This window comes from Bacteroides eggerthii (genome assembly GCF_025146565.1).
In the GTDB taxonomy this organism is placed as follows: domain Bacteria; phylum Bacteroidota; class Bacteroidia; order Bacteroidales; family Bacteroidaceae; genus Bacteroides; species Bacteroides eggerthii.
Genome location: NZ_CP102258.1, coordinates 869,777 through 894,004, shown reverse-complemented (window position 1 = coordinate 894,004; position 24,228 = coordinate 869,777). Strand labels below are relative to the sequence as shown.

Annotated in this window: 20 protein-coding genes; 10 read left to right on the top strand and 10 right to left on the bottom strand. The window is 49.3% G+C overall.

Annotated elements, in window-relative coordinates:
- Positions 1-108 precede the first annotated feature (108 nt).
- From NQ546_RS03715 to dut, 8 genes are all read right to left on the bottom strand, one after another.
- Positions 109-2,028 (bottom strand): DUF6562 domain-containing protein, encoded by a 1,920-nt coding sequence (locus tag NQ546_RS03715; protein ID WP_039953485.1) that lies wholly within the window; start codon positions 2,026-2,028, stop codon positions 109-111.
- Between the two features lie 28 nt (positions 2,029-2,056).
- The gene (locus NQ546_RS03710) at positions 2,057-3,127 is read right to left on the bottom strand and encodes a DUF6562 domain-containing protein (RefSeq protein WP_004292055.1); all 1,071 of its coding nucleotides are present in this window, start codon (positions 3,125-3,127) and stop codon (positions 2,057-2,059) included.
- Positions 3,124-4,341: a DUF3575 domain-containing protein gene (locus tag NQ546_RS03705; RefSeq protein ID WP_004292053.1), complete on the bottom strand. Its 1,218-nt coding sequence runs from the start codon at positions 4,339-4,341 to the stop codon at positions 3,124-3,126. Before NQ546_RS03705 ends, NQ546_RS03710 begins: the two co-directional genes overlap by 4 nt.
- 349 nt (positions 4,342-4,690) lie before the next feature.
- Positions 4,691-5,692 carry a tyrosine-type recombinase/integrase gene (locus tag NQ546_RS03700; protein WP_039953482.1) on the bottom strand — a complete coding sequence of 334 codons (1,002 nt, stop codon included), beginning with the start codon at positions 5,690-5,692 and terminating at the stop codon, positions 4,691-4,693.
- Between the two features lie 216 nt (positions 5,693-5,908).
- Positions 5,909-7,213, bottom strand: coding sequence for a murein hydrolase activator EnvC family protein (locus NQ546_RS03695; protein WP_004292044.1), 1,305 nt, complete (start codon positions 7,211-7,213; stop codon positions 5,909-5,911).
- Positions 7,210-7,788: a DUF4292 domain-containing protein gene (locus NQ546_RS03690; RefSeq protein WP_004292042.1), complete on the bottom strand. Its 579-nt coding sequence runs from the start codon at positions 7,786-7,788 to the stop codon at positions 7,210-7,212. Before NQ546_RS03690 ends, NQ546_RS03695 begins: the two co-directional genes overlap by 4 nt.
- 39 nt (positions 7,789-7,827) lie before the next feature.
- Positions 7,828-9,591 carry a tetratricopeptide repeat protein gene (locus tag NQ546_RS03685; RefSeq protein ID WP_004292040.1) on the bottom strand — a complete coding sequence of 588 codons (1,764 nt, stop codon included), beginning with the start codon at positions 9,589-9,591 and terminating at the stop codon, positions 7,828-7,830.
- A 76-nt stretch (positions 9,592-9,667) separates the two neighbouring features.
- Positions 9,668-10,099: a dUTP diphosphatase gene (gene dut / locus NQ546_RS03680; RefSeq protein ID WP_004292039.1), complete on the bottom strand. Its 432-nt coding sequence runs from the start codon at positions 10,097-10,099 to the stop codon at positions 9,668-9,670.
- A gap of 242 nt (positions 10,100-10,341) precedes the next feature.
- On the opposite strand from dut, the gene NQ546_RS03675 reads away from it, so the two are divergent.
- Positions 10,342-11,685, top strand: coding sequence for a deoxyguanosinetriphosphate triphosphohydrolase (locus NQ546_RS03675; RefSeq protein WP_039953480.1), 1,344 nt, complete (start codon positions 10,342-10,344; stop codon positions 11,683-11,685).
- Between the two features lie 7 nt (positions 11,686-11,692).
- On the opposite strand, the gene NQ546_RS03670 is transcribed toward NQ546_RS03675, so the two are convergent.
- The gene (locus tag NQ546_RS03670; RefSeq protein ID WP_004292036.1) at positions 11,693-12,679 is read right to left on the bottom strand and encodes a GNAT family N-acetyltransferase; all 987 of its coding nucleotides are present in this window, start codon (positions 12,677-12,679) and stop codon (positions 11,693-11,695) included.
- 78 nt (positions 12,680-12,757) lie between these two features.
- Entirely contained in the window at positions 12,758-13,576 is an 819-nt protein-coding gene (locus tag NQ546_RS03665; RefSeq protein WP_004292035.1) for a 1-acyl-sn-glycerol-3-phosphate acyltransferase, read from the bottom strand.
- 228 nt (positions 13,577-13,804) lie between these two features.
- Here NQ546_RS03665 and NQ546_RS03660 point away from each other — a divergent pair, with 228 nt between their 5' ends.
- From NQ546_RS03660 to NQ546_RS03620, 9 genes are all read left to right on the top strand, one after another.
- Positions 13,805-14,308 carry an RNA polymerase sigma factor gene (locus tag NQ546_RS03660; RefSeq protein WP_004292034.1) on the top strand — a complete coding sequence of 168 codons (504 nt, stop codon included), beginning with the start codon at positions 13,805-13,807 and terminating at the stop codon, positions 14,306-14,308.
- Positions 14,309-14,567: 259 nt separating this feature from the next.
- Positions 14,568-15,032 carry a division/cell wall cluster transcriptional repressor MraZ gene (mraZ, locus tag NQ546_RS03655; RefSeq protein ID WP_004292033.1) on the top strand — a complete coding sequence of 155 codons (465 nt, stop codon included), beginning with the start codon at positions 14,568-14,570 and terminating at the stop codon, positions 15,030-15,032.
- A 17-nt stretch (positions 15,033-15,049) separates the two neighbouring features.
- Positions 15,050-15,967, top strand: a complete 918-nt coding sequence (gene rsmH / locus NQ546_RS03650) for a 16S rRNA (cytosine(1402)-N(4))-methyltransferase RsmH (protein ID WP_004292032.1) — start codon at positions 15,050-15,052, stop codon at positions 15,965-15,967.
- Between the two features lie 33 nt (positions 15,968-16,000).
- Entirely contained in the window at positions 16,001-16,360 is a 360-nt protein-coding gene (locus tag NQ546_RS03645) for an FtsL-like putative cell division protein (protein WP_004292031.1), read from the top strand.
- A 158-nt stretch (positions 16,361-16,518) separates the two neighbouring features.
- Entirely contained in the window at positions 16,519-18,618 is a 2,100-nt protein-coding gene (locus tag NQ546_RS03640; protein ID WP_004292030.1) for a penicillin-binding protein, read from the top strand.
- A 30-nt stretch (positions 18,619-18,648) separates the two neighbouring features.
- On the top strand, positions 18,649-20,097 hold the full coding sequence (locus tag NQ546_RS03635; protein ID WP_004292029.1) for a UDP-N-acetylmuramoyl-L-alanyl-D-glutamate--2,6-diaminopimelate ligase: 1,449 nt from the start codon (positions 18,649-18,651) through the stop codon (positions 20,095-20,097).
- Positions 20,098-20,197: 100 nt separating this feature from the next.
- Complete coding sequence (gene mraY, locus NQ546_RS03630) at positions 20,198-21,466, top strand: phospho-N-acetylmuramoyl-pentapeptide-transferase (RefSeq protein WP_004292028.1); 1,269 nt, start codon at positions 20,198-20,200, stop codon at positions 21,464-21,466.
- Between the two features lie 108 nt (positions 21,467-21,574).
- The gene (gene murD, locus NQ546_RS03625; protein ID WP_004292027.1) at positions 21,575-22,909 is read left to right on the top strand and encodes a UDP-N-acetylmuramoyl-L-alanine--D-glutamate ligase; all 1,335 of its coding nucleotides are present in this window, start codon (positions 21,575-21,577) and stop codon (positions 22,907-22,909) included.
- Complete coding sequence (locus NQ546_RS03620) at positions 22,910-24,193, top strand: FtsW/RodA/SpoVE family cell cycle protein (protein ID WP_004292026.1); 1,284 nt, start codon at positions 22,910-22,912, stop codon at positions 24,191-24,193.
- The last annotated feature ends 35 nt before the right edge of the window (positions 24,194-24,228 follow it).

The window sequence follows — 24,228 nt, the reverse complement described above, 5'->3', positions numbered from 1 at the left end:
GCTGCTCTTTTGCTCTTTATGTTCTTTTGTTCTTCTGTCCGAAGAACTTTTGCCCGAAGAACTTCTGTCATTCAGCCCACGCACCGATAGCAAAGAGTGTAAACATCCTTACTCCTCCCACCAGAGCTTAGGATATTCGGGCGTACCACCGTTCCAACTGCCGAGGGATTTCCAGAACTTATAATCGCCGGTAGGCACACCGTCGGAGCCTGCTGTGTATGTACCGTCATTACTTGGGTCGGCGTACCACACTGTGTTGTTTGTGGAAGTAGGCCAGCCAGAGGAACCGAATACTGTTTCCTCCGTAGTATGGGCAGCAGCATATTTTTCCTTGACATAGCATGAAGCCATAACAGAGTTACCGGCTGCGGCAGAAGAAGTAATAGCTCCAAAAGTCCCTCCCGACGAACTTTGTATCGCACCGATATTGTAGCATCCCTTTATTTCACAACCAAAACCGTCATTTTTTCCCAATATTCCACCTGCATACTCTCCGTCTATGGCTCCTTCATTGTAGCATCCATATATCTTGGGAATTGTAGAAGATTCCCGCCCGGCAATACCACCTGCTTCTTTACCGGAAACGGATGCTGTGTTCTTGCAAGAAATAATTTTTCCATTGCACTCACCTGCAATTCCACCCACTAGTCCTACTCCGCGGACGCTTCCCGAAAAAGAACAGTTAGTAATTACTCCGCCGTGCAAACCGCATATTCCTCCGGCAACGTAGTATGTAGTTGAACTCGTATTCTCAACATCTCCACTGACATGAAGATTGGATAGACGTCCGTCGTTGGATAGTTGGCCAAATAATCCCATTTTTTCATCTGCGCCACTTACTTTCAAACCGGTTATCTTGTGATGTTGCCCATCAAAAACACCGCGAAATTCCTTTGTCGGCGTCCAAGGCTTATCATTCAGATTAATATCAACATCCAGCTTGAAATAAGTATATTCATAGTTTTGAAAATTATTACGCGTATTCTCCGCAAATTGCGCAAAGTCCGTTGCAGAACCAATGATGTAAGGGGTGGCCTCACTTCCGTCTCCGCCGCTAAATGTAGCGCCTGTATTGGCGGCAGGATATGATCCGTCCCAAATGCTTACAGTCTTATGGTTGATATCCGTCGCATCGAAGTCCGCAAAGTCCAGCGTATAGGTATATGTCGAGCTGGTAGCAGCAAAGTCCATAAGCACATTTGTCCGCACATTCTTCTTGGCAGGTACGTTGTTGACGGTTATCGTCTTGAATGGAGTGCCCGGTGCGGCGGTGATGTATGTGTCGAGAGCGATATTCAGCATGCTGCCCGCACCGTCGGCAGAGGCAAGGAAGTAGGCGGACTGGCAGATGTACTTGCCGTCGGCACCGGGTGTTGAGCTGAAACTGGTTATCTCAAAATCAGCATCCCCGTTAACGCCGCCGGTGTTGTCAGTCACCGTATTATCCAGCACATTGAACGTGTTGGGCACATTGGTGTAGGCTGCCGTCAGTTTGGAGTAGCCCGTCATCTGGGTGTCGCTCTTGATGTTGACCTGCGCCACCGCACGCTTCATGACAACGGTTTGCGTCAGCGCTTCGTCGGCAGCCGCAACGGATGCCGTAGCACAGAATGCCTGACATTGGTCATCGGCAGTAAGCGCTTTCTTCAAAGCCACAGCCTTGAGGTCGTCGGTATCGAAGAACTCGCTGCCACCGCCTGCATCGGGGATGTACTGCGCCCAGAACAGGCAGGTATAGGCCACGCCCAACGGAAGCGTCACATCGAAAGTACCTGTTTCTACTCTCTGCGTATATCCGGGCAGAATGCTTCCGCCCGCATCGAGCACTTGCAGGATGTACTCCAACTTGTGTCCTGTCACTGAGGGAGCTGCGGCACGCGTCTGCGCCTGCCCGTCCGTAGTCAACCGGAAGGTGAGGGTCTTCGTGCCGCCCACTTCCATCCCCGTACCCGGCTGCTGCTCGGAACAGGAGGCAATTAAGATTGCCATGAGGGCAATCAGACTCATTAATAGATTTCTTGTTTTCATAAAAGTTGTTTTTATAATTAGTAAATATTTAGTTCCTCGCATCTATGTTTATCTCTCCGTCATAGTCTCCGTCGATACCTATATCTATGCCGCCACTACCGCTACCGCCACCACCTCCGCTACCGGCGGTGAGGAAACGGCCTGTGACGGTGGTGGTGTGCCCCCTCCGATAAGGTATCTCCAGACCGGAGCTGCGGCTCAGCACAGCTTTCCCGACGCCTTTTTCCCGAACCTCCACCGTCACCGTCACTCCCGACCCCTGCTCGTCCGCCAGTATATAGTCTGCGGCAAGCTCGCACTCGGTCATATCTTCAGAGAGATTTATGCTGCGGGTATAGCTGAAGCCCGCTCCGGAATTGAGCGGTTGCCCCGTAACGGCATCCAAATGGGTGACGAGGAAGTACGCGTAGATGATGTTCACCTCGTATTCGCCCGCACCGGGACGGCCGTTAGCCTGCTGCTTGTTCAGGAACTCCTGCACATCGGTTGCAACGATGCGGTAGTGCGCCAGCGGACGTTTGACGGTTATCTGTATGCCGTCCCGCCACTCCTCGCCCGCAAGGTCTGCGGAGGCGTTGCCGAAAAAGGCCTCTCGCCGCAGGTAGTCTTCCTCATACGGAAGCGTGTGGGACACAGAACGGAAATTCTCCGTATTGTAGTATGTATCGGGCAGCGATGCTCCCCGCGTATAGTCCGCCCATACAGTAAACCGATAGGGAACAGCCTTGAGTTTCAGGGGAACGGGAAGGGTGATCAGGGGTTGCGACCACTCTTCGGCACTCAATGCCGTTACCGTCCGCACCACCTCCGCACCGCTCCCGTCCGCCGGACGGGCTTCCACTGTGACGCGGGGCAGGCAGCCTTCGGGAAGGACGGCGGCACCGCCCTTGGTGATGGGAGGCAGGAGGATGAGTTCGCGTTCGGGCAGCAACTGCACCCGGAGCGTCACGTCCGCCGCCTGCCCGTCGTCGGGATACTGGTGGATGCACCCTGCAAGAAGCACAAGCATCGCCCCAAGCGCGGACAAGGCGGACAGCGTGAACGCCGGAGCGCAGAGCCTTATGGTGAGAGTATATATGTGTATCAGTCGTTTTTTCATGGCTGCGGCAGTTTATAGATAAATGACACTCCCAAGCGGGTAAGCCCCCAGTAGCGGAGGGTGCGGGTATCGAGCCATGCACCGTTGGGCACATTGCTGTACAGGCGGTAGCGGGTTTGGGCATAGCCTCCTCCGATGTTGAGCTCCATGCCCCATGACGGGCCGAAGGAGAACGCATAACCGTAACTCACGCCCGCCCCGAACAGGGGGCACTCGTTGTCCTGATAGCGCGCTGCATTCCACTTCAGGTTGTAGCGGGCGGCATGGGCATGCACCCCGACGAAATGCCCCTTCCCCGCAGAGGAGAACCAATAGCGGAGTTCGGGCTGAAAGGCAATCACGCGCAAGGCATGCTCCGCGGTGATGTCCCACGAACTCCACATCAACGGCAGGTCCAGCGTAAAGCGCCTGCCCACTTGCACCTCATAGGCAAGGTTTACGGTGGTGGCGGCCCAAGCGGCAAGATTGGTTTTGAGGGCGGCATAGCGTGCGGGACGCACCCGCTTTGCGTCCGGTGGGGAAACGGTCTCCGCTCCCTCCCGCAACTGCGGCTGCACAGTGGCCGAATGCAGGGGGAAGGAACGGACGGGGGGAAGCGAAGGATGCCGTTTGTCGGGCAACGGACGACGTGTCCGTATGACACATACCACTGCATTGCGCAGCGGCGGCAGGATGTTGTCTTTGATATAGCGGTATGCCAATCCGGCATTAAGGCGTTTCAGCAGTTGTTCGCGCCGGGCAAGGTCGCTCACTTGGTCGATAATCATCAGCACCTCTTCCCGCTCATTGAAGTCGGAAGCGCGCGCCACCGCTTCCCTCATCCCGTCCCAGTTCTCACCACCCGAAATGCAGGAGATGCGGGAACCGAGTTTCAGCATGGGATAACGTTCCGTAAGGTATTTGCTCATGGCCTGTGAACGACGGCGGGAAAGCTCAAGGTTGTAGTCACTCTTACCTTCGGGTGAAGAATAAGCGTGGATATAAATGGAGTCGATGGACCATACATATACAGGGTCGGAGAAAAGACTGTCCAAAGCGGACAGGGCGTGGCGGTTGTCCATATACGCACTTTCAACCTCCGCTTTGTCGAAACGGAAATAGACTGTTTGGGAACAGGCCGGAGGAGATAAAGAATTCTCCTGTGCATGAACGGACCGGACATGAATTGTCCCCAAAAAGAAAACCAGCAGTGTCAGAACCGGTAATTTAAGCATATCATTTTGTTTGTTTGTAGGTTGTTACTCCGTAAGTAACAGTAAAAAACAAACAACCTATCTGTAAAGCGTTACAGGCTCCAACAAAAGATTTATAAATGATAATATGCCGGGGCAGGCATATAAAACAGTGTCTCCATTTTCAGATCCAAATATGGAGATGAGAACCGTATGCGTTCTCGTAGGCCGAAGAGGCGCGATATGTCGGTGTTTTAGCTTGTATGGAAAGAGAAAGACATCTTAAAACCTTTTTATTTTTAAATGATTATGTTTTGTATATTGTTTTTTATATAATTATTCATATCTTTGCTGCGGTTTTACTTCCGTTACTTACGGAGTAACAGACACATTACTGCTTATTCCACAGGGTCTTATTCCCGGACCAAATATAATCAATTATTATTCTGTTGGCTTTAGCGAGTTCATCCCCTTCAAAACTTTTCAGATAGGAACGGGTGACCTCCAGAGAGGAGTGTCCCAGTCCTTCGGAAATAATCTCTTCGGGCACTTGGCAATACTTGGCAAGCGTGGCCCATGTGTGGCGCGGGGTGTAGGAGCTTATCTTCAAGCCATGCAATCCGCAGAGCGAGGGAAGAAAAGAAAGGTAATAGTTCAGCCCACGCAGGTTGCTCCGGTATTGGTGGAAATCCTCCTCTCCGTCAGGGTTGCTGCCAAGCAGGTTGAGCAGGTAGGGAGAATGTTCGTCGTGGTTGCCATACCGTTCTATCAGAGCCATAGCTTCGGGAGTGACACGAATACAAAGTTCCGTACCCGTCTTACGCCGGCGGCAGGTGAGCAGGTTGCCGTTAAGGTCGCACTTGCGGAGGTGTGTAAGGTCCACGTAGGGCATCCCCTGCAAGAAAAGCATCAGCGAGAAGCAGTCGCGGGCCTTCTGCATGCGTGCCAGAAAATCATCCGAACCGGACGCACCGGACAGGCGGACAGCGGAAGCCTTGAGCGCTCCGGCAGACAAAGGCTGCTTGAGCAGCTTCTGCATCTGCAACGCCGTAACCGCCAGCTTACGTTCCGAAGCCACCCCGGTTTTCAGTCCGGCAAACAGGCGGAACTCTCCCCTCACCAAGTCGGCATCCACCGCACTGTTGTAGACCGCACGCAACGAGCGGAGGTAGGTGGAAATGGTGTTGTAACTGAGCTGCCGCTCCTCCATATAGGTCTGGAAGCGGCGCAACGAGCGCTTGCTGAACGCGCCGAAATAAATGGAACCTCCGCCCACAAACTCCGTAAAGGAGCGCAAAGCGTACTTGTAGACATGGGCCGTAGCAAAACGGCCCTGCTCGCACAAATCTTTAATGACTTCGTTCATGAAGTCGGTCAAACTTTTCTGTCTCATACTTCATTGTTTTAAAATCCATAATACAACATTTGATTACTTTAGGTACGAATTACCTTAATATATATATGACATCCGTAATTATCTAAACAGGTGTTCCGTCCGGCCGGGCATTTTGTCCAAACCCACCGAAACCAAATATCAAATGCAGAAAAACAGAAAAGCTCCGATAGACTGAAACAAAATGTTCTGCTAAGGGAAACGGAAAGAAAGAATTTATCTGTTCAGCCAGGGTTCGGGATTCAGTTTCTCCTTTTCCCGGCGCAACTGGAAGTGGAGTACAGTGCGTCCGCCGTCGGCTCCGTCGGAGAATACCTGCCCGATGGCCTGCTTGGTGGTGACTGTGTCGCCCTGCTTCACCAAAGCGGAAGAGAGGTTGCAATAGACGGAAATATATGCCCCATGGCGGATAAGGATATTGAACAACCCGTTCAGCTTGAATACGGCCGCCACCTTACCGTTGAAAATGGCGCGGGCCTGTGCTCCCGGCCTTCCTTGAATGTCGATGCCTTTATTGTCCAGCTTGACGTTGCGCAACCCTTCCACCGCATACTGCCCGTAATGGCTGGTTATGATGTAAGCCCCGCTGATGGGCATAGGCAGCTTACCGCGGTTATTGGCAAAATCGCCGGACAACTCGCGGTCGGCCTTGCTCATGGTATAAGTCTCCAAAGGAGCAGCCTTTGTTTTGGATGCACCGGAAGCCGTAGCCGACTTGTCCGTCTTCGCACCGTCCTTCTTGCGTGCGGCAGCTTCGCGACGGGCCTCCTCCGCCGCACGTTTGCGGGCTTTCTCTATCTCTTCGGCAATGAGGCGGTCGATGCGCGCATTGAGCTGATTGGCTTCGCGGCGTTTTTTGGCAATCTCGTTTTGCAAACCGCGCTGCTTCTTCTGCAAGCTGGTGACAAGCGTACGTTTCTCCTTCTCCTGCTTTTCCAGCTTCATCTTCTCGGATTCACGCTCCTTCAGCAGATCGGCTTTTGCAGCGCGTACCTGCCTGAGTTCCGCTTTCTTCTTATTCACCTGTTCCTGCTTTTTCAGTATCTCCTCACCCTGCAAACGCTGATAGGTGGCATACTCGCGCACATAGCGCAAGCGGCGATAAGTCTGCGCCAGACTTTGGGCAGAGAAAATAAACATCAGCTTCTCCTCAATGGAGCGGTTCTTATAAAGGTATTGGACAGAAGAGTCGTATTTCCTTTTCTTGTCCTTCAAATCACGCTGCAACTGCCCCAACTGACGCTCCAGCGATGACAGTTCGCGGTCTATCGCCTCCACATCCTTATTGATGGTGAGGATGTAGCGCTTACGCTCTTCTATCTGCCCCGTCAGGGCGGCAAGCCCATTCAACTGGCTGCTTACGGTCTTCTTTGTAGTTTTCAGAAGTGTCTCCGACTCGGTAATCTGCTTTTGCAAAGCACCGCGCTTGCTCTCCAGCTCCTTAATTAGCCTGTTGGACTGTGCAAGAAGCGGAAAAACCAGACAGAAACAACTTATAAAAATACAAAGCAAACGTCTCATAAGCTCATCAGCATTTCTAATATTTCACTTAACTCGACTTCCGTATATTTCGAAGACAACTCAGTGGGCGTCAGGGAAAACGGACCGTAGGAAAAGCCGGACAACTCCACCCTGCCTTTCTCCAAAGAAGAAATACCCAACTCCTTCCCTGTCAGCTCCCTCTTTCCTTTGGGCTTGGAAGCATCGAACAGGATCTTCTCCAAATGGGCAAAATCCGCCTTCTTCGGCAATACATCCTTCAGTTCCTTACGGGTAGCCCGCACATAGCGTTTGCCCATACGGTCCACCAGCAATATCTCTTCGGGCGTCACCTCCATGCGCGCCACTTCCGTACGTATGATAGGCATCAAGAACGAGAGCTGCATCCGCTCGCCGCTTATCAGCTTCATCGTGCCGTTTACGGTGAAAACAGCGTCTTTGGAAGGAATCGTCAACCGTACTTTAGAAGACAGGTAACGGGCGCTCTCAGGCAATTTGGACGTCTCCGCCTTACGGGAAGTCTTACACCCCGTCAGACAACAGAGGAAGAAAAGGAGAAAGAGCAGTATCTTACTATTGGATTTTACTTGTTTCATCGTCTTATCACTTTTTATTGGTCACCGACATATACGTCGTTACTTATCACCGATATACTTCTTTTGCCGAATCTTCTGCTTCAGGGTTTTGGACTTGCTGCCTATCTCCAATGCCTGCTTCCAGTATTCCAAAGCTTTGTCCACATCACCCGTCATATAATAGATGTCGCCACAGTGTTCCACAATTACGTCGCTCTTGCCGCCGTCATTCTTCATGGCGTCGTCTATATACAGGCGGGCTTCGGCATAATTGCCTTTCTCGAACAGAATCCAAGCGTAGGTGTCCAGATAAGTGGCGTTATCGGGTTCGGCCTTCACCGTCTTATAGCTCATCTCCTCCGCTTTATCCAGATTGCGGCGCTCGACGGACAGGTAATAAGCGTAGTTGTTCAACGCACCGATATTGGAGGGGTTGTACACCAATGCCGAATCATAAGCGGCATAGGCTTCCGTATTCAAATCTTTCGTATGGTAGGCATCGCCCAAAATGGAATAGAAGTCCGAAACAACCTCTTTCTTGCTCTCGTCTGTGGTGTGCGACAACGCTTTCCGGCAGACCGCAATCACATCATCGGTCCGTTCGGCCTGATTATAGGCAATGGCCAAATAGAAATAAAACTCCAGCATTTCAGGATTGGTCTCAACGCCTGCTTCGCACAGCTCAATGACGTCACCGTAATTTTCTTTCTTGACAGCCTCACCCAACAACATCATACGGGCAGCCGTATTGGTGGGGTCGATTGCCAACACCCGGCGCAATACGGGCAACGCTTCCTTGTTCATCCCCTTGGAAAGGAGGTACTGGGCATACAACATCGGTATCCCGGCATCGTCCGGCTCTTGTTCCAGAATACGGTCGAAAAGGCTGATGACCCGCGTACTGTCCCTGCCGTCCTGCTCATTCTGCACCACAAACTGCCGCATTACATTCATCTTCGTTTCCGAAGGCACTTTCTTGTTGAGCAGCAATGTGTCCAACTGCCGCTGATAGAGCTCTTTCTGCCCGGTGGCTTCATAATAGGAGGCAAGCGAATACATAGCCATTGCGTTATCCGGCTCTGCATCCAATACCTTACGGTATATGCCGTATGCTTCGTCTTTCTTCCCGTTCTGCATATAGACATCACCCAGCACAACCTGATAGCGGGTGTCCATCGGATACTCCGCAACCAAGCTCTCTATCTCATGGAAAGCATTCTTATTGTCTTTCATTTGCAGGTAAATACGGAACTTCTCCATACTCAACTGCTCACTTTTGCCCATCTTCCCTTCAATCCGGTTCAGCGTGGCAATCACCTTATCGTATTGCTCCTGCCGATTGTAAATATCCAACAGGGCATATAGAGGATCCAGTTTGTCGGTGAAACGTACAGACATATCTTCCAGCAACCGCACCGCCTTCTCCTTTTCATCCTGCTGCTGGTAGAGGTTCGCCAACCCTTGACTGTACCAGTAATTATCCGGATCATTTTCCACCGCCTTCTCCAACGCCGCCTGTCCCTGAGGCGCTTGTTTCAGGAACAGATAATATTGCGCCAGCTCATACAGAGCCGACGAAGCATTCGGATTGATTGTCAGGCAGTGCTGCAGCAAGTCGAAAGCCGCGTCATAATCTTTTTGTATCTTCAGGCGGGATGCTTCCAGAAAAAAATAATCGTACTTGCGCTGCTGCTCCGGAGTGAGTTCGGCCACAGGCTTTGCCGATAATGCCTTTGCCTGCTTACGGGACGTCCCGCAGGAAACAAGCAAGAAGCCTGCCACCAATAAAAATAGTCCTGTTTTCTTGTTCTTGAATATGCTCATTATCTATGTAAAATCAGATGGTATAAGTAAACTTCCGTTAATCACCAATCATTAATCACTTATAACTCATCACCAACTACACGCCCGTATGCCCAAAGCCGCCGGAACCGCGCTCCGTTTCGTCCAGCACATCCACTTCCTGCCATACGGCTTGCTCATGACGGGCTATTACCATTTGGGCTATCCGCTCTCCATCCTCAATCACAAATCTTTCCGAAGAAAGGTTCACGAGGATAATACAAATCTCACCGCGATAGTCGGCGTCGATGGTACCCGGAGAGTTGAGCACCGAAATTCCTTTCTTGATGGCCAACCCGCTACGGGGACGGATTTGCGCCTCAAACCCTGCGGGCAAAGCAATATACAGGCCGGTAGGAACCAAGCAGCGCTGCAACGGTTCCAGCACCATCGGCTCGGAAAGATTGGCACGAATATCCATTCCGGCAGACAGCTCGGTGGCATACGCAGGCAACGGATGTTTTGACTTATTTATAATTTGGACAGTCATGGCGTTAATTACGGATTAATTAAGATTACTATTACAAAAAAGACCTGCTAAGTCTACTCTACAACAGGGCTTCTTTCATTATAGAGGGCGAAAATAGTGATTTTGAAGCAAAATAATGATACATTTGCAGTTAAATAATCTGTTATTAATGCGAATCAGGAGTCGGACCGGACTCATTACCGGAAAGAAATGAGCTATAACCCGACAAGTGGCTCACATCACCAATTAATATAATTATCGTCATGGACTGGAATACCCTCATATCTGCCAAGCGATTCGGCCTGGAAGAATTTCACAAAGAACGCCACGAGAACCGTTCCGAATTTCAGCGGGATTACGACCGCCTTATCTTCTCCGCCCCTTTCCGGAGATTGCAGAACAAAACGCAAGTGTTCCCCCTGCCCGGAAGCATATTTGTCCACAACCGGCTGACACATAGTCTGGAGGTATCCTGTGTGGGCCGTTCGTTGGGCAATGATGTAGCCAAAGCCATCCTTGAGCGCCGTCCCGACCTGCAAAGCTCCTACCTGCCGGAAATCGGCTCTATCGTTTCCGCCGCCTGCCTCGCCCATGACCTGGGAAATCCACCCTTCGGCCACTCCGGCGAACGCGCCATCTCCACCTTCTTTTCGGAAGGAAAGGGCATGGCATTGAAAGAAAAACAGCCCAACGGAGAACAGCTGACCCCGGCGCAATGGGAAGACCTGACACACTTTGAAGGAAATGCAAATGCCTTCCGCCTGCTTACCCACCGGTTTGAAGGACGTCGCAAAGGCGGCTTCGTCCTGACCTATTCCACACTTGCCAGTATCGTAAAATATCCCTTTTCATCGAGTTTGGCCGGAGAAAAGTCCAAGTTCGGATTCTTCACAACCGAAGAAAACAGCTTCCGGCGGATAGCCGAAGAACTGGGCATGAAGAAGCTGAACGACTCTCCGCTGAAGTATGCCCGCCACCCGCTCGTTTATCTGGTGGAGGCGGCAGATGATATCTGCTACCAGATGATGGACATTGAAGATGCGCATAAACTGAAAATCCTAACTACGCAGGAAACACAGGAACTGCTATTGTCCTACTTCCCCGACGAACGCAAGGCACACATACTCGACACTTTCAAGATTGTAAGCGACACCAACGAACAGATAGCCTATCTGCGCTCGTCTGTCATCGGACTGCTCATCGGCGAATGCACCCAAGCGTTCCTCAATAATGAAGCCCGGATTTTAGAAGGAGAATTTGAAGGCAGCCTCATCAAGCATATTTCGGAACGGCCTGCTGCTGCCTACAAGCACTGCGCCGAGGTCTCTTTCAAGAAAATCTACCGCTCACGCGACGTACTGGACATAGAACTTGCCGGTTTCCGCATCATCAGCACCCTGCTTGAGCTGATGATCGATGCAGTGTGCTCACCGGAAAAAACATATTCGCAGTTGCTCATCAACCGCGTATCCGGCCAATATAACATGAAAGCAACCGCGCTGTATGAAAGAATACAGGCGGTATTAGACTATATCTCAGGCATGACGGACGTCTTTGCGCTCGACCTCTACCGGAAAATCAACGGAAACAGTCTGCCGGCAGTATAAAATGCGGTTATCTGCTCGGAAAGAATATCTTATTCGCCCCGGAAGTCAGATTACATGCATCCGGCTCGTTCTCTATAAACGACTGTATATGCCGGATGCGCTTCTCTGCCAGAATCTCATCAACGGCGATTAAAATACCGGTTTCTTCCACATCACCGAAACCGTAATTAATAGCCGTACCGAACATACGCATGGTCGGGCTAAGGCTCATATATGCATTTACCAATGGCGGGATGTTATACCCCAATTTACGCACCTCACCATTAAGGATCTTGTAATCTTCCTTAAATGTATCCTTACAGAACAAAGCTGCCAGTTCCTTCTCGTCAGCTTCCAATTGCAGCGGTTTCATCGGAGTAATCAGGCTGTCTTTGTCCGCAAAATGCTTCTTCAGGAAATAAAGGATCATGTCACGCCCTTTGCGTATATAGCTGGGATACATGGTGACCTTTCCGAAGAAATATTTCACATTGGGCATAACCACCGTTAACGCACCCAAGCCGTCCCACAGATTATCCAGCGCAAACAGGCCTTTGCTGTCGCGGCGGGTGGACTGATATTCGAGCGTTACGAACGAACGCCCCAACTCAATGGTAGTGGGAAGATATTCCTTCAGAAACTTATCGGAGAAGTTAAACATGTGTGCAGTAGCCAGAATCGGTGCACCATGCTCGTCGAAACGTACATCCGTACCGAGAATATAACGGTAACCGCCTAATATCTCCTCTGCTTCCGGATTCCAGACAATCAACTGCTTATAGGGATTGTCCATGATATCGTATTCATCAATATCCATCGACATGCCCGTTCCGCCACCGGCAGCCCGAAATGCAATTTCACGCAGACGCCCGATTTCTTTCATCGTATTGGGTGAATCCTGAGCAGTAATAATGTATATCTGATTATTACTCTTGTTCGTCATGCGCAAGCGTTTGTCTTCCGTCAACTCCGCTTTCAGCAATTCTTTGCTGATCGGTGCAATTATATCTTCCATATTACTTTAATTGAGAATTGAGAGTTGAGAATAAATGTCCTCCGTATCAACTCCCGGTCTTCTATTTTAATTTTCAATTTATAATTTATACACGATATCTTTTACATACTGGGCCCATTGGGCAGGTGTCTTCGTCTTATCGAATGTTTGCCAGGGAATGGGCTTGCCTATTGTAATGGTAAATGTTTTATGGCGGTTCTTCAACATCTCATCCGCCAGATAAAGCATAGCAATATTAAACTTGATGCCCAACACTTTACAGAGGTTTGCCAAGTTGTAAAAGAAATTGGAATTACGTCCTTCAAAATGGATAGGCACCACATCACGATGCGCCTCCACACTCTTCACTATAAACGCCTTTTTCCAATCCAAATCGCGGATGACGCCATTCTGGCGGCGCGAACAAAGCCCGGCGGGAAACATGATAAGCTGATCGTCCGACGCGAACCCGGCCTCTACCATTTTCGGAAAATCCTTGGCCTGCTTACCGGTCTTATTAATAGGGATACAGAGGGGAGCCAGGCCATGCAGGTTCATAAGCAGGTCATTGACCATGTATTTCACCTTTCCACCGTAGTAGGTTCCAAGCACATAGCCCAATGCCACTCCGTCCTGACCGCCCAAAGGATGATTGGAAACAAATGTGTAAAGACCGTCTTTAGGCAGGTTCTCCTCACCTTTCACTATTAGCTTGGCATCCAGAAACTCCAGACAAGCCTGCAAGAATTCCACCCCTACCTTATCTTTCGACTCTTTCAGAAAAACATTCAATTCATCCTGATGAACGATGCGCTTCAAGTAAGACACGACAAACTTAGGGATATACTTTACATGCTTCGGAGCTTTTTCCCGAAGAATCCGATCAATGTCAATCAAAAATAAAGAGTCGTCAGCCATTCTTCTTATGATGAAATGATTGCGCAAAATTAACGCATCTTTTTAATTAAATGCAAATATTCGATAGAAAACTACACCCAAAATCTATCAAATAGCACCTAAAATCTATCAATTGATAGATTTTCCCCCAAAGATTGCTTGAAAACCGCCCGCCGGGAAGCCGGAACTTTCGTAAACTTGCAAAGCTGAAAAGCTAAACGAACAAGTAATCATTTAACAAAGCACATTATGAACAGTATTACATTTAAAAAAGACCTGGTTGGGGTTCAAAACGACTTATTACGCTTCGCATACAAGCTCACCTCCGACCGAGAAGAAGCAAACGACCTTCTTCAAGAAACATCGCTCAAAGCTTTGGATAATGAAGATAAATACATGCCCGATACTAATTTCAAAGGTTGGATATATACTATCATGCGCAACATCTTTATCAACAACTACCGTAAAGTGGTGCGCGACCAGACATTTGTAGACCAGACAGACAATCTTTATCATCTGAATCTTCCGCGCGACAACGCTTTTGAGAGTACGGAAAGCGCATACGACCTGAAAGAGATGCACCGCATTGTCAATTCATTGCCACGCGAATATAAAGTCCCGTTCTCCATGCACGTTTCCGGTTTCAAATACCGCGAGATAGCCGAAAAACTGGGACTTCCGTTAGGAACAGTAAAGAGCCGCATATTCTTCACCCGCCAAAAACTACAACAGGAATTGAAGGATTTTGTTTAATCGGCATCTACATAAAACCACATAAATTCATCCCATGAGGTAAATCCATTCGCCTCATGGGATTTTTTTGTCCCGGAAAAACGATTCAACCGTCCCAATTCCCCCACCGGTCAAAGCGCCTTGGCAGCATGTTCATTTCCAACAAAATAAGTAATCAACAAGCTGTTGAAAACTTCTAAGTAAGATTTTAGTTAAAACATTGTGGGGAATTGTGGGGAAATGTGTATTTTTACCGTCACTTATTATAATAAGGTGAAAAATGATACGTTTTTTAGGCAATATCGAAGCTAAGACCGATGCAAAGGGACGCGTATTTATCCCTGCCGGCTTCCGGAAGCAGTTGCAAGCTGTCTCCGAGGAAAGGCTCGTGTTGCGTAAAGATGTATTCCAAGACTGTCTGGTGCTCTATCCGGAAAGTGTCTGGTTCGCCACGCAGAACCAACTTCGGCAGCGGCTGAACAAATGGAATGCGAAACACCAACAAATCTTCCGACAGTTTGTGAGTGATGCTGAAATCATGGTTCCCGACGGGAACGGACGCATCCTGTTGCCCAAACGCTACCTGCAAATGGCAGGCATACAAAGCGACGTACGCTTCATCGGCGTGGACAACACGATTGAGATCTGGGCGAAAGAAAAGGCCGAACAGCCTTTCATGAACCCCGAAGAATTCAGCGAAGCCTTGCAAGACATCTTGGGAGAGAGTGGGATGATTAGTGATTAACGTATTAACGATGAACGATGAAAGAAGAAACGACATATCATATTCCGGTACTGCTGATGCCGAGTGTTGACGGCATGAATATACGCCCCGACGGAACGTATGTAGACATGACCTTCGGCGGAGGAGGCCATTCACGCGAGATACTGTCCCGGCTGGGTGAAGGCGGAAGGCTGCTGGGGTTCGACCAGGACGAAGATGCGGAACAGAACATTGTGAATGACCCGCACTTTACATTTGTACGCAGCAACTTCCGTTATCTGCATAACTTCCTGCGCTATCATGGCATTGAGCAAGTGGATGCCATACTCGCCGATCTTGGCGTGTCGTCGCACCATTTCGACGACAGCGAACGGGGATTTTCTTTCCGTTTCGACGGTATGCTCGATATGCGTATGAACAAACGCGCCGGATGCACCGCCGCCGATATTGTAAACACCTACGAGGAAGAACGCCTTGCCGATATCTTCTATTTGTACGGGGAACTAAAGAACAGCCGCAAGCTGGCATCCGTCATAGTCAAAGCGCGCGCCACCCGGCAGATCAGTACGATCGGAGATTTTCTGGACATCATCAAGCCCCTCTTCGGACGGGAAAGAGAAAAGAAAGAACTCGCAAAAGTGTTTCAGGCATTGCGCATTGAAGTCAACCGGGAAATGGAAGCGCTGAAAGAGATGCTATATGCCGCTACGGAAGCATTAAAGCCCGGCGGCCGACTGGTGGTAATCACCTACCATTCTTTGGAAGACCGCATGGTGAAAAACATTATGAAGACCGGGAACATAGAAGGTAAGGCCGAAAAAGACTTCTTCGGGAACATACAGACGCCTTTCCGCTTGGTCAACAACAAGGTTATCGTTCCTGACGAAACGGAAATAGAACGTAACCCACGCTCAAGAAGCGCCAAACTGAGGATTGCGGAGAAGATTGAGAAATAAATGAAAATGAGAAAGTGATAAAGCAATAGGGTGATGAACGAAACAGATTATAAACAGGAAGGACAGAAAGGTGAAAAAGTGAAAAGACGCACCTCGCTAAAGAACATTATCGGCGGCGACATTCTGGCTACGGACTTCTTCCGCCGCCAGACCAGACTGCTTGTTCTCATCATGGTTCTTATTCTGTTCTACATCCACAACCGCTATGCCTGTCAGCAACAAATGATAGAGATAGACAAACTCAAGAAAGAACTGATAGATATTAAGTACGACGCCCTGACACGCAGCTCCGAATTAATGGAACGCAGCCGTCAATCGCGCATCGAGGAATATATCGCAACAAAAGAAAGCGATTTGCAGACTTCGACCAATCCGCCGTATTTAATCAAATGAGAGCAAAGAACAGGGGCAAACAAGATTTAGTAAATTGCAAGCAACGATTTAGTAAATCGTAAGCGACAGTTTAGTAAATCATAAACCCCCAAATAGTAAATTGTAATTCGTTAAAACAGTAAATTAAAAAAGCCTTGGCAGTAAACAAGAAAAATATAATGACACGTTACTTCTTCGTAGTCCTTGTCATGGGACTGATAGGAGTGGCTATTATCGTAAAAGGTACCGTCATCATGTTTGCCGAACGGCAGTACTGGCAAGATGTCGCCGACCGCTTTGTGAAGGAGAACGTCACCGTCAAGCCCAACCGGGGCAATATTCTTTCATCCGACGGCAAACTGATGGCAAGTTCCTTACCGGAGTACCGCATTTACATGGACTTCAAAGCAGGCGGTCAGAAGAAAGACACCATGCTTATGAACCATCTGGGTGAAATCTGCGAGGGACTGCACCGGATATTCCCGGATAAGAGCGCCGCCGAATTCAAGAGGCACCTGCTGAAAGGGCGCAAAAAGGGAAGCCGCAACTACCTGATCTATCCCAAACGCATCTCTTACATCCAGTACAAAGAAGCCAAGCGGCTGCCGGTGTTCAACCTGAACAAATACAAGGGCGGCTTCCACGAGCAGACTTACAACCAGCGTAAAAAACCTTTCGGTTCTTTGGCAGCCCGTACATTGGGCGACCTCTACGCCGATACGGCACAAGGGGCAAAGAACGGCATCGAGCTTGCCTTTGACACCCTGCTGAAAGGACGCGACGGCATTACCCACCGCCAGAAGGTGATGAACAAATACCTGAACATAGTGGACATCGCTCCCGTAGACGGTTGCGACATCATCTCCACCATCGACGTGGGCATGCAGGACATTTGTGAAAAGGCATTGATAGACAAACTGAAAGAAATCAACGCCAATGTAGGCGTCGCCGTACTGATGGAGGTGCAGACCGGAGAGGTAAAGGCAATCGTCAATATGATGAAAGCGGGCGACGGAAAGTATTACGAAATGCGCAACAACGCCATCAGCGACATGCTGGAACCGGGCTCCACCTTCAAGACCGCCTCTATCATGGTGGCACTGGAGGACGGAAAGATCACTCCCGACACAGAAGTCGATACAGGAAACGGCATCATGATGATGCATGGCCGCGCAATGAAAGACCACAACTGGCACCGGGGCGGATATGGCAAGATCAACGTAACGCGCATCCTGGAAGTATCATCCAACATCGGCGTTTCGCATCTCATCGACAAACATTACGGCGACAATCCGCAGAAGTTTGTGGACGGCCTGAAGCGCATCGGCATAGACCGCCCGCTCCACCTGCAAATAGCCGGAGAAGGCAAGCCCAACATACGTGGCCCTAAAGAACGTTATTTCTCCAAGACCACCCTGCCCTGGATGAGTATCGGCTACGAAACGCAGGTGCCGCCACTCAATATCCTGACCTTCTACAACGCCATTGCCAATAACGGTACAATGGTGCGCCCCAAGTTCGTGAAAGCAGCAGTGAAGGACGGCGAAGTTGTCCATGAATTCCCAACGGAAGTCATCAATCCCAAAATCTGTTCAGACCACACGCTGACACAAATACGGGAAATCCTGCATAAGGTGGTTTCCGAAGGATTGGCAAAACCTGCCGGAAGCAAGCAGTTTGCCGTAGCAGGCAAAACGGGTACTGCACAGATTTCCCAGGGTGCCGCCGGATATAAGGCGGGGCGGGTGAACTATCTTGTCAGCTTCTGCGGATACTTCCCGGCCGAGGCGCCCAAATACAGCTGCATTGTCTCCATACAAAAACCCGGACTTCCGGCATCAGGAGGCTTAATGGCGGGTAGCGTATTCAGCAAGATTGCCGAAAGAGTATATGCCAAAAATTTGAGATTTGACATACGCAATGCGATAGATAGCACCACGAACGTGATTCCTACGGTAAAAGCCGGAGAGATGAACGAAGCGTTATACGTGCTCAATGCCCTGGATGTCCCGGTACAGAAACAGTTTGAGGCAAAAAAAGGACAAGAACTATGGGGACACAGCCAGGCTGCCCCGTCTGCCGTCATCCTGCAAAACCAGAAGAGCTCCGCCGGCATAGTGCCCAGTGTAGTAGGCATGGGAGCCAAAGATGCCGTTTACCTGCTGGAACGAAAAGGACTGAGGGTGCGCCTCAACGGCGTCGGCAAAGTAAGAAGCCAGTCCATTCCGGGTGGCAGCAGACTTGTCAGGGGACAGACGATAAGCCTGACGTTACATTAATTATAGAATATACATTATATATAATAAGGTATGAAATTAAGCGAACTATTAAAAACGATACAACCGGTACAAGTCACCGGTAGTACGGAGAAAGACATAACAGGAGTAAACATCGACTCCCGTTTAGTTGCAGCCGGACATCTGTTCATGGCGATGCGCGGCACGCAGACCGACGGGCACGCATACATCCCGGCAGCTATCGAAAAGGGCGCCATAGCTGTGCTCTGCGAGGACATGCCGGAAGAACCTACCCCCAACATTACGTATATCCAAGTAAAAGACAGCGAAAATGCAGTTGGCAAGGTGGCTACCGCTTTCTACGGCGACCCCACCTCCAAAATGGAGTTGGTGGGCGTGACAGGCACCAATGGTAAAACAACCATTGCTACCTTATTATATAATACATTCCGCCATTTCGGATATAAAGTCGGACTGATTTCCACCGTATGCAACTACATCGACGACCGGGCCATACCGACCGAACATACCACCCCTGATCCGATCACCCTCAACCGCCTGTTGGGCGAAATGGCCGATTCCGGTTGCAAATACGCATTTATGGAAGTCAGCTCCCACTCCATTGCGCAGCAACGCATCAGCGGGCTGAAGTTTGCCGGCGGCATCTTCACCAACCTCACGCGCGACCACTTGGATTACCATAAGACTGTCGAGAACTACCTCAAGGCTAAGAAGAAATTCTTCGATGATATGCCGAAAAATGCTTTCAGCCTTACCAACCTTGACGACAAGAACGGCTTGGTCATGACTCAAAATACACGTTCGCGAGTATATACCTACTCCTTAAGAAGCCTGAGTGACTTCAAGGGTAAGATATTGGAGTCTCATTTTGAAGGCATGCTGCTTGACTTCAACAATCGTGAGCTGGCCGTACGTTTCATCGGCAAGTTCAATGCCTACAATCTTCTCGCCGTATTCGGCGCAGCCGTATTGTTGGGCAAGAAAGAAGAAGATGTCCTCATAGCTCTCAGCACTCTGCACCCGGTAGCCGGAAGGTTCGACTCTATCCGCTCTCCCAAAGGCATTACTGCCATTGTGGACTATGCACACACTCCGGACGCTTTGGTCAACGTGCTGAATGCCATTCACGATGTGCTGGAAGGCAAAGGGAAAGTGATTACCGTAGTCGGCGCCGGCGGCAACCGCGACAAAGGGAAGCGCCCCATCATGGCCAAGGAATCTGCCCGCCTGAGCGACCGCGTCATCATCACTTCCGACAACCCGCGATTTGAAGAACCGCAGGACATCATCAATGATATGCTGGCCGGACTGGACAAGGACGATATGCAGAAGACAATCAGCATTACCGATAGAAAAGAAGCAATAAAAACCGCCTATATGCTGGCACAACCGGGAGATGTCATCCTCATTGCCGGCAAAGGACATGAAAACTATCAGGAGATAAAAGGAGTGAAGCATCATTTCGACGATAAAGAAATTATTAAAGAAATTATGAATTGAGAACCATGAATCATGAATTTCAAAGAAGCATGTCATGCTGTTTGCTCCGCACACATCATGCCGGCAATTCATTAATTCATAACTCAGAACTGAAAAAGACATGTTATACTACTTATTTCAATGGTTAGACAAATACGACTTCCCCGGTGCGGGCATGTTCGGCTACACATCTTTCAGAGCGTTAATGGCTATCATCCTGGCATTGCTCATTTCGAGCATATGGGGTGATAAGTTTATTAATCTATTAAAACGCAAGCAAATCACCGAGACGCAACGGGATGCCAATATCGACCCGTTCGGAGTAAACAAGGTGGGAGTGCCGAGTATGGGCGGAGTAATCATTATTTTTTCCATCCTGATTCCCTGTCTGTTGCTGGGCAAGCTGAACAATATCTATATGATTCTGATGCTTATCACCACTGTCTGGTTAGGCTCATTGGGATTTGCAGACGACTACATCAAGATATTCAAAAAAGACAAAGAAGGGCTGCATGGCAAATTCAAAATCATCGGCCAGGTAGGTCTTGGACTGATTGTAGGCCTTACGCTATACCTCAGCCCGCAGGTTGTCATTCGTGAGAATATTGAAGTGGAAAAGCCGGGGCAAGGCATTGAAGTAGTACATGCTGCCAAAGAAATCAAGGCTACACAGACCACCATTCCTTTTTTCAAAAGCAATAACCTGGATTATGCAGACCTTGTCTCCTTCATGGGAGAACATGCCCAAACAGCCGGCTGGATACTGTTCGTGTTCGTTACGATTTTCGTGGTAACCGCCGTCTCCAACGGCGCCAACCTGAACGACGGCATGGACGGCATGGCAGCAGGCAACTCCGCCATTATCGGTCTGACGCTGGGTATACTGGCATACGTATCCAGCCACATCGAATATGCCGGCTATCTGAATATCATGTATATCCCGGGATCGGAAGAACTGGTAATCTTCATCTGCGCCTTCATCGGTGCGATGATCGGCTTCCTTTGGTACAACGCTTACCCGGCACAAGTATTCATGGGTGATACGGGCAGCCTGACCATCGGCGGCATCATTGCCGTATATGCCATCATCATCCACAAAGAACTGCTGATACCTATTCTCTGCGGGATATTCCTCGTAGAGAACCTGTCGGTGATACTGCAACGGGTATATTATAAAGCCGGTAAACGAAAAGGAGTTAAACAGCGTCTCTTCAAACGGACGCCGATACACGACCACTTCCGTACCGGCATGAACCTGATAGAGCCCGGTTGCAAAGTGGTATTTACGCAACCGACGCAGCTGTTCCATGAATCAAAGATTACCGTCCGTTTCTGGATTGTAACCATTGTATTGGCAGCAATAACAATTATAACGTTAAAGATAAGATAACAACCCAATGAAGAATTATGAATGAAAAATGAAGAATTACCGATACAGCGCAACAATACGCAGCTGAATTCTTCATTCATCATTCTCCATTCTTAATTATAATAATATATGAGTAGAATTGTAGTTTTAGGAGCTGGCGAGAGTGGTGCGGGAGCTGCCGTACTCGCCAAAGTAAAAGGTTTCGACACATTCGTATCCGATATGTCCGCCATCAAAGACAAATACAAGGAACTGTTGGACAAGCATGGCATTGTCTGGGAAGAAGGGCAACACACTGAGGAACTGATACTCAACGCCGATGAAGTGGTGAAAAGTCCCGGCATCCCCAATGACGCTCCGCTTATTCTAAAATTAAAAGAAAAAGGCATTCCTATCATCTCCGAAATAGAGTTTGCCGGACGTTATACAGACGCCAAGATGATTTGTATCACCGGTTCCAACGGTAAGACTACCACCACTTCGCTCATTTATCATATCTTCAAGAGTGCGGGACTGAACGTGGGACTGGCAGGAAACATCGGCAACAGCCTTGCCCTACAAGTAGCCATGGAAAAGCATGATTATTATGTCATAGAACTGAGTTCCTTCCAGTTGGACAACATGTATAAGTTTCGCGCCAACATCGCTGTCCTCATGAATATCACTCCCGATCATCTGGACCGATACGACCACTGCATGCAGAAATATGTAGATGCGAAATTCCGCATCACGCAGAACCAGACACCGGAAGACGCTTTCATTTACTGGAACGACGACCCTATCATCCGCAGAGAACTGGAGAAGCATGGCTTAAAAGCGCATCCCTATCCTTTCGCCGCCGTAAAAGAGGACGGCGCCATCGCCTATGTGGAAGACGGAGAAGTGGAAATCAACGAGCCTATCGCTTTCAACATGGAACAAGAGGAACTTGCGCTACATGGCACCCACAACTTGTATAACTCACTGGCTGCCGGTATCTCCGCCAACCTTGCCGGTATCAAAAAAGAAGATATCCGCAAAGCCTTGTCCGATTTCAAAGGGGTGGAACACCGCCTTGAAAAGGTGGCGACAGTGCGCGGCATCCAGTTCATCAACGACTCCAAGGCAACCAACGTCAATTCCTGCTGGTATGCTTTACAAAGCATGACCACCAAGACCGTCCTCATTCTCGGTGGCAAAGACAAAGGAAACGATTATACCGAAATAGAAGAACTGGTACGTACCAAATGTTCGGCTTTAGTCTATTTGGGACTGCACAACGAGAAGTTGCATGAGTTCTTCGACCGCTTCGGGCTTCCTGTGGCCGACGTGCAAACAGGTATGAAAGATGCAGTGGAAGCAGCTTTCCAATTGGCCAAGAAGGGTGAGACCGTATTGCTAAGTCCTTGCTGCGCTTCGTTCGACCTCTTCAAGAGTTATGAAGACCGGGGCGATCAATTCAAGAAATACGTAAGAGAATTATAAATGGATTTATTAAAAAGCATATTCAAAGGAGACAAAGTAATCTGGATAATTTTCCTCTTCCTCTGTCTCATCTCCATTACGGAAGTGTTCAGTGCTGCCAGTACGCTCACTTACAAGAGTGGCGACCACTGGGGGCCTATCACCCAGCACAGCATTATCCTAATGGTGGGTGCTGTAATTGTGGTTCTCATGCACAACATTCCCTACAAATGGTTCCAGGTGTTTCCCGTCTTTCTGCTACCGGCTTCTGCCATACTGTTGGTGCTGGTCATGATGATGGAACGCATCAATGGTGCGGCGCGCTGGATGACATTCATGGGCATACAGTTCCAACCTTCGGAGATTGCAAAAATGGCGGTTATCATTGTCACAGCCTTCATCCTTTCCAAGGGGCAAGACGAAGACGGAGCCCATCCAAAGGCATTTAAAAGGATCATGATAATAACCGGAGCCATCTGCCTGCTCATCGCCCCGGAAAACTTATCCACAGCGGCATTGCTGTTTGGAGTGGTTTTCCTGATGATGTTCATAGGACGTGTTTCCGCAAAAAAACTATTGGTATTAATCGGCGGTCTGACATCGGTAGGCGTCATCGCCGTCACCTTCCTCCTGATGACGAAGAACAGCGACATACCTTTCCTGCACCGGTTCGACACGTGGCGTGCCCGTATCGAGAAATTCACAAATGACGAGGAGGTTCCCGCTGCGAAATTCGATATAGACAAAGACGCGCAGATAGCCCATGCACGCATCGCCGTTGCCACCAGTAATGTTGTCGGCAAAGGCCCCGGCAATTCCGTACAGCGCGACTTCCTGAGCCAGGCATTTTCCGATTTCATCTTTGCCATTATCATTGAAGAGCTCGGACTGGTGGGAGGAGTCATAGTGGTATTCCTTTACATCTGCCTGCTGATACGTGTGGGACGCATTGCCAAGAAGTGCGACCGAACTTTCCCTGCCTTCCTCATCATCGGCATAGCCCTGTTGCTGGTATCGCAGGCCGTCTTCAATATGATGGTGGCTGTGGGATTGGCTCCTGTTACGGGGCAACCGTTACCGCTTATCAGCAAGGGAGGTACTTCCACTTTGATTAACTGCGCCTATATCGGTATGATACTGAGCGTCAGCCGATATACAGCCAAGTTGGAAGAACAGAGTGAACACGACGCCTTGCCCACCATGCAGATAGAAACCGATAACGGAGACGAAAGCACTTACAGTGAAGCGCAAAGCGCCGCAGAACCGACAGCCAAAATGCTGAACAGCGATGCTGAATTTGAATAATATTAAGATTAGTTATTAGTAGCAAGTAGATATAC

What these genes read in the sequence shown, in the direction of transcription:
- NQ546_RS03665 (WP_004292035.1), bottom strand. Translation starts at nt 13,576, where the DNA reads ATGGCTGACGACTCTTTATTTTTGATTGACATTGATCGGATTCTTCGG.
- murD (WP_004292027.1), top strand. Translation starts at nt 21,575, where the DNA reads ATGAGTAGAATTGTAGTTTTAGGAGCTGGCGAGAGTGGTGCGGGAGCT.
- NQ546_RS03690 (WP_004292042.1), bottom strand. Translation starts at nt 7,788, where the DNA reads ATGAAACAAGTAAAATCCAATAGTAAGATACTGCTCTTTCTCCTTTTC.
- NQ546_RS03715 (WP_039953485.1), bottom strand. Translation starts at nt 2,028, where the DNA reads ATGAAAACAAGAAATCTATTAATGAGTCTGATTGCCCTCATGGCAATC.
- NQ546_RS03700 (WP_039953482.1), bottom strand. Translation starts at nt 5,692, where the DNA reads ATGAGACAGAAAAGTTTGACCGACTTCATGAACGAAGTCATTAAAGAT.
- NQ546_RS03675 (WP_039953480.1), top strand. Translation starts at nt 10,342, where the DNA reads ATGGACTGGAATACCCTCATATCTGCCAAGCGATTCGGCCTGGAAGAA.
- mraY (WP_004292028.1), top strand. Translation starts at nt 20,198, where the DNA reads ATGTTATACTACTTATTTCAATGGTTAGACAAATACGACTTCCCCGGT.
- rsmH (WP_004292032.1), top strand. Translation starts at nt 15,050, where the DNA reads ATGAAAGAAGAAACGACATATCATATTCCGGTACTGCTGATGCCGAGT.
- dut (WP_004292039.1), bottom strand. Translation starts at nt 10,099, where the DNA reads ATGACTGTCCAAATTATAAATAAGTCAAAACATCCGTTGCCTGCGTAT.
- NQ546_RS03620 (WP_004292026.1), top strand. Translation starts at nt 22,910, where the DNA reads ATGGATTTATTAAAAAGCATATTCAAAGGAGACAAAGTAATCTGGATA.
- NQ546_RS03640 (WP_004292030.1), top strand. Translation starts at nt 16,519, where the DNA reads ATGACACGTTACTTCTTCGTAGTCCTTGTCATGGGACTGATAGGAGTG.
- NQ546_RS03670 (WP_004292036.1), bottom strand. Translation starts at nt 12,679, where the DNA reads ATGGAAGATATAATTGCACCGATCAGCAAAGAATTGCTGAAAGCGGAG.
- NQ546_RS03660 (WP_004292034.1), top strand. Translation starts at nt 13,805, where the DNA reads ATGAACAGTATTACATTTAAAAAAGACCTGGTTGGGGTTCAAAACGAC.
- NQ546_RS03705 (WP_004292053.1), bottom strand. Translation starts at nt 4,341, where the DNA reads ATGCTTAAATTACCGGTTCTGACACTGCTGGTTTTCTTTTTGGGGACA.
- NQ546_RS03635 (WP_004292029.1), top strand. Translation starts at nt 18,649, where the DNA reads ATGAAATTAAGCGAACTATTAAAAACGATACAACCGGTACAAGTCACC.
- mraZ (WP_004292033.1), top strand. Translation starts at nt 14,568, where the DNA reads ATGATACGTTTTTTAGGCAATATCGAAGCTAAGACCGATGCAAAGGGA.
- NQ546_RS03695 (WP_004292044.1), bottom strand. Translation starts at nt 7,213, where the DNA reads ATGAGACGTTTGCTTTGTATTTTTATAAGTTGTTTCTGTCTGGTTTTT.
- NQ546_RS03710 (WP_004292055.1), bottom strand. Translation starts at nt 3,127, where the DNA reads ATGAAAAAACGACTGATACACATATATACTCTCACCATAAGGCTCTGC.
- NQ546_RS03685 (WP_004292040.1), bottom strand. Translation starts at nt 9,591, where the DNA reads ATGAGCATATTCAAGAACAAGAAAACAGGACTATTTTTATTGGTGGCA.
- NQ546_RS03645 (WP_004292031.1), top strand. Translation starts at nt 16,001, where the DNA reads ATGAACGAAACAGATTATAAACAGGAAGGACAGAAAGGTGAAAAAGTG.